Raw genomic sequence first — 5,482 nt, 5'->3', positions numbered from 1 at the left:
CTAGCACATACTATGAGTTAGGAGTAATAGCGCAACAACTCAGGGAATATGAGGAGGCGAGGAGCAATTATCATCAAGCTTTACAGATCTATATCGAACATGGCAATAACTACTCCCAAGCCACTGTATACCAGGAGTTAGGAATAATAGCCCAAGAACTCCGAGAGCATGAGGAGGCGAGGAGCAATTATCATCAAGCGTTGCAGATCTTCACCGAATATGGCGATAGCTATTCCCAAGCCGTCACCTACACTCATTTGGGAAGTTTAGCCGAAAAAATGCAAGAATATGGGGTAGCGCAACGCAATTATCAACAAGCTTTGAACATTTTCATCGAATACGATGATCGCTATTCCCAAGGTGTCACCTACGCTCATTTTGGAAGTTTAGCTGAACAACTGGGAGAATATGAGGAGGCAAGGAGCAATTATCAACAAGCTTTGCAAATTTTTCTCGAATATGATGATAGCGATAACGGGGAACGAGCATCAGTGTCGGAGGGTTCTTCCGAAGGCAGAAGCTCTGTACGCTACTCACAAGCCATCACCTACTCTCATTTGGGCAATTTAGCTGAAAAAATGGAAGAATATGAAGAGGCGAGGCTTAATTATCATCAAGCTTTGCAAATCTACATCGAACATGGCGATCACTACTCACTCGGTACCACATACCATGAGTTGGGCATAGTAGCTCAAGAACTTCGAGAATATGATGAGGCGTGGCGCAATTATCAACAAGCTTTGCAAATTTTTGTCGAATACGATGATCGCTACTCACAAGGCATCACTTACCATCAATTGGGAAGTTTAGCTGAACAAGTGGGACAATATGATGAGGCAAAGGGCTATTATCAACAAGCTTTGCAAATTTATACTGAACATGGCGATCGCTACTCACTCGCCAGCACATCCCATGAGTTGGGAATAGTAGCAGAACAAGTGGGAGAATATAGCGAGGCAAAGCGTTATTATCAACAAGCTTTACAAATCTTCATCGAATATAGTGATCACTACTCACAAGCTAGGGCTTACTTTCAATTAGGATCGCTTGCACAACTACAGGAAGACTACGCACAAGCGAAGGTTAATTTCCAGAAGGCTTTGGAAATATATGTTGAGCATAATGATGAAGATTGGGCGGCGATTACACGAGAGAATTTAAAAAGATTAAATTTTTAGCACATTGAATTCGTGGCAGGCTATCCCCAATGCCCCATTCCACCTAATCGCTCTGTATTAAACTCTCGACTGTGCCAAGAAGATTTTCTTCTAAATAAGGCTTAGTTAAATAAGCACTTGCGCCTAATTCTTGTGCAAAATGCTGATGTTTGTCTGAACTTCTAGAAGTCAAAATCACTACAGGTATAGTAGTACTATTAGATGCTTGGCGCACATGGCTTAAAAACTCAAAGCCATTCATACGCGGCATTTCCAGATCAGAAATGACAAGACTAATTTCTGGATATTGCTGCAACTTTTCGATAGCGTCTAAACCATCTATAGCCTGAACAACTTGATAGCCAGATTTCTGCAAAGTTAAACTTATAGTTTGTCTCAAACTCAGGGCATCATCTACTACTAAAAGTAACTTAGAAGCATTTGCTGATTGTATCGTGATGTTTGAGTGCGATTTTGTAGAATTGTTTAGACTAGAACCTGTAAGTAATGCTTGGGATTCACTAGATGAAACAAGTAGTGGTTGTTTATTGAATAAATATGATGCTGGTAACATATTAATGTTACTGACCGCTGGCATTTCTATAGAATCAATCAGCACAGCAGTATCAACTACTAAGATGAGTGTACCATTCGCTAAGCTGCTACAACCATAGATATATTTTGGAGGTGCAATCGCATTTCCCAAAGGTCTAATAACTAGTTCTTGTTCGCCTATAATGTGATCAACTTCTAACGCAAAAAAATCTTGATGATGGCGAAGTAAAAGTACAGGCGGTATTTTTTTGCCTATTTCATCCAGCGTTGTAGAATAATTTTGAATATCATGACTGCCAGAAGAACTGCCATTGCACATTAAGTCAGACAATTTACGCACGCTAACCATACGTTCATCTTTGCGCGTCTTCCAATGTAAAACTCTTTTGCCTTCAAATTGCTTGATTTGCTCAGGGTTAGGAAGTAATATTTTGACGATACTATCCAATAGTAAAGCATAAGCAATACCGCCTGCTTGAACAAGCATTAATTTATCAGTTGTCATAGAAAAAGGAATTTTGAGTATAAATGTAGTTCCTTGTTGGGGTATTGATTTCACTGAGACTTCCCCGTCAAGTGCTTGCAACTGAGAACGCACAATATCTAAACCTATACCCCGTCCAGAAATTTCACTGGGTTTAGCAGCAGTAGAAAAGCCCGGTTCAAATAAAACTTCTAACAATTCGGATTGTGTCGCAGAAGCAAGATAGCCGTTTGCTTTAGCGGTATCTGATATAAGATCAAGTTCTATAGCTCTATTGTAAATTTTCTCAAAGTTTAACCCCAGACCATCGTCTCGGACTTCGATAACAGTATTATTACCTTCATGATAGGCACAGATTTCGATTAAACCTTGTTCTGGTTTACCACACTTGTTACGCACTTCGGGTAGTTCTATGCCATGGTCAAATGCATTCCGCACTAAATGTAATAATGGATCATGTAATTTTTCTGCGATCGCTTTATCTATTAGTACATTTGTACCATTCAATTTCATTTCTACACATTTACCATAGACAGCTGCAAAATTCTGCACCATTTGTGGAAAGCGATTGACGATATTAGACAAAGGTAGCATCCGTGCTTTAACCAAAGCATCGATTACATTCAGTAACAAAGTATGTTTTTTTTCTCCAGTTTGATTACATTGTTGTAGAAGTAAATCTAGAGATTCCATAGTTTCTTGTAATTGCAGCGTCTGTTCTAGTGCTTCGTGTAATGTTAAATGAAATTCTGTATATTCATCCATTTCTAAAGCATCAAATTTCAAGGAAGCAATATTTTTTATATCAGGCGATGCCAAATTTTGTTGCTTTAGTGGTAAATCACGTAATCGATTTAAAGTTATTTGATTTTTCTGAATTTGTTGGGATAATTTCTCTACTATTTCTTTTAGGTTTTGATCCTGTAAATTCCGCCGTTTCTGATATATTAGCAATTCCCCTGTTAGATAATTAAGGCGTTCTAGTTCTGCTACATCAACTCGCACAAATTGAGGTTGCCGATTCTTCTGAGTTTCCTCCATATGATTGTGTGTCTCTTCAGGCAAAGTATTTTCTCGTTCGTTAGGAATATCAGATATGAGTTCAACTTTCACAGATAAAGGCTGATCATCCAATGCTAAAGTTTCAATTTCTTCTTCTGCTTCTTCATTAACTGTTATACTTTCAGTTAGGGAATTTGAAATAATGTCTCCTCCCCATATTGCGTCTAAATTTTCATCTGTAGGTTCATTGGTATTAGATGAAGATATTTCTTTGATAATTAACAGGTTTTGTAATTTTGTTTTTTCAAGCCAATTTTCATCTTCGGAAGTAATAGGAGGATGGTTTTGATACTCTCTTGTTAATTCCAAAATTCTATCTTGGAGATTTTTTATAATCGCATCTTCACTACCACTACTCTTATTTCGAAATTTAGCAACTAATAAAATAGTTGCTAAAATCAATCGCTTTCTATAAATACAAAAACTTTCTGTATCTTCTTCTTCCTCCACATAATTGAGAAAATGACTCAGCCAATCTTGGAAATGGTACAGACAGTCATTTAATTCCTGCTGGGCTGAATTAGGAATAATTAGCGATAAACTTAAATCTTCATAAGCTATTCCACGCTCATGGTTGAACCAACCTAAAATACAACGAATAATTCTTAGGTTAGAATTGATAATTTTTGATTTTTCAGTCGTTTTTTTTGCTTGATAAATTTCAGTTAAAAATTCACAAAATTGAGAGATCTCATTTTGAAGATTAGATGACTCGTTGACATTGGTAGCAATTTTAGTGAAGTTTTGTAAAGCTGCTGAAGGCTCGCCACCGCGTTGGCGATCGCCTGCTAATATAGCTTCTCGTGCTTGGAGAAAGTCAGCTAGCGCAATCTCAGCAATTTGATGTGCATGTGCTGGGTTAGCGTGTAGCGCAGCGAGAGTTGTTTGAGCGATCGCACCAAATCCAGGTAAACTTAGAGATTCTGCTAAGCCAGTAAACACCTCCATCTGAGAGCGTAAAAAAGCATCAAATTCAGTAGGATTTTCTTGGGTTTTTATTTCTAGCTCAATGCTTTCTAGGCGTTGTTTTACTCCCATTTCAAAGACGGATTGCACAATATCAAAACCCAATTCTATCGAACTAGGAATATAAGTATCAGCACCAAAAGCATCACCTAATTTTTCTTGCAACTGTGCAAATACGCAAGCTGCTTGTTGTATAATATCCTCTTGATTAAGAGAAACAGAAGATGACGAAAGTTCAGCAGCTAAGGGTAAGCGTAGGCACTCATAAGCTTCCAGTAGTAATGTTTGTAGCTCGATATCAATGACTAAATCTGGGTTATAAAGAGCCTTAAATACATCCTCTAAAGAATGAGCGATTGATTGAATTAACTCTAATCCTACATTAGCGGCTCCTCCTTTAATAGTATGAGTTGCGCGCATTAAGTTATGTACTTGAGCAGTACTATGACCGTGTGATAGATTGAACAATCCTTGCTCAATAGTGTTGAGTAATTCTGGCGCTTCTGCTAGAAAATAAAGGTAGCCTTGTTCGCGAATTGAAGTATCGGTAATCATAATTTTCTACTCAATTCACTTTGAACTTGCTTGCGCTTGCCAGTAGATTTTGTGCCGTTTGCGATAAGTCTTGAAAAACAGCAGCAATTTTGTCAAATTCAGTAGAAGTTTCGTTAGCAATGTTTGCAACATCTTGCATAGAATTAGCTACCGATACAGATTGAGACATCTGTACATGAGTAACTTTACCAATTTTCTGGATGAGGTTACTAATTTCAGCAGTTGAAGTCACAATTGCATTTAAATTTTGGCGAGTTTCATTCACCATGTTTGTACCTTCTACGACTTGCTGAATACCTGTTTCCATCGCGACTGCCACTTCTCCAGTTTCAGATTGAATTTCTTGGACTAATTTCTCGATTTCTACCGTCGCTGCTGCGGATTGGCGAGATAACGAACGCACTTCATCAGCCACAACTGCAAAGCCTTTGCCATATTCACCCGCACGGGTTGCTTCAATAGCAGCGTTTAAAGCCAATACGTTGGTTTGGGTAGCAAAATTGCTGATGAGATTTACTACTTTGGAGATTTTTTGTGAGGATTCACTGAGTCGTTTGATCTTTTTGCTAGTTTGAGCCACAGGGAACAACCAATCTTCCAAATCAATAAACTTATTGAAATAGGCTTTGCGTGACTTGTTCAGGAAGAGTTCCCGCCTACCTAGCCGTATCGCCTCGGTGATACCTTTGTCATCAAACAGATG

General features: G+C 38.3%; 3 protein-coding genes. 1 reads left to right on the top strand and 2 read right to left on the bottom strand.

Features of this window, described 5'->3' with window-relative positions; genetic code table 11:
* Positions 1–1,178 (top strand): tetratricopeptide repeat protein (locus G4P69_RS35285; RefSeq protein WP_208354577.1); only part of this gene is annotated, 1,178 nt, incomplete at its 5' end.
* A gap of 43 nt (positions 1,179–1,221) precedes the next feature.
* Here G4P69_RS35285 and G4P69_RS35280 read toward each other — a convergent pair.
* Together G4P69_RS35280 and G4P69_RS35275 are read right to left on the bottom strand one after the other, a co-directional pair.
* A complete protein-coding gene (locus G4P69_RS35280) occupies positions 1,222–4,779 on the bottom strand; it encodes a hybrid sensor histidine kinase/response regulator (RefSeq protein ID WP_208354575.1) in 3,558 nt (1,185 codons plus the stop codon).
* A gap of 10 nt (positions 4,780–4,789) precedes the next feature.
* A partial coding sequence (locus tag G4P69_RS35275) for a methyl-accepting chemotaxis protein (protein ID WP_243903143.1) occupies positions 4,790–5,482 on the bottom strand: 693 nt, incomplete at its 5' end.

Origin of the sequence: Aetokthonos hydrillicola CCALA 1050 (genome assembly GCF_017591665.1) — a bacterium.
Taxonomy (GTDB): domain Bacteria; phylum Cyanobacteriota; class Cyanobacteriia; order Cyanobacteriales; family Nostocaceae; genus Aetokthonos; species Aetokthonos hydrillicola.
The sequence above is the reverse complement of the archived record's forward strand: the minus strand, read 5'-3'. Positions and strand labels throughout refer to the sequence as shown.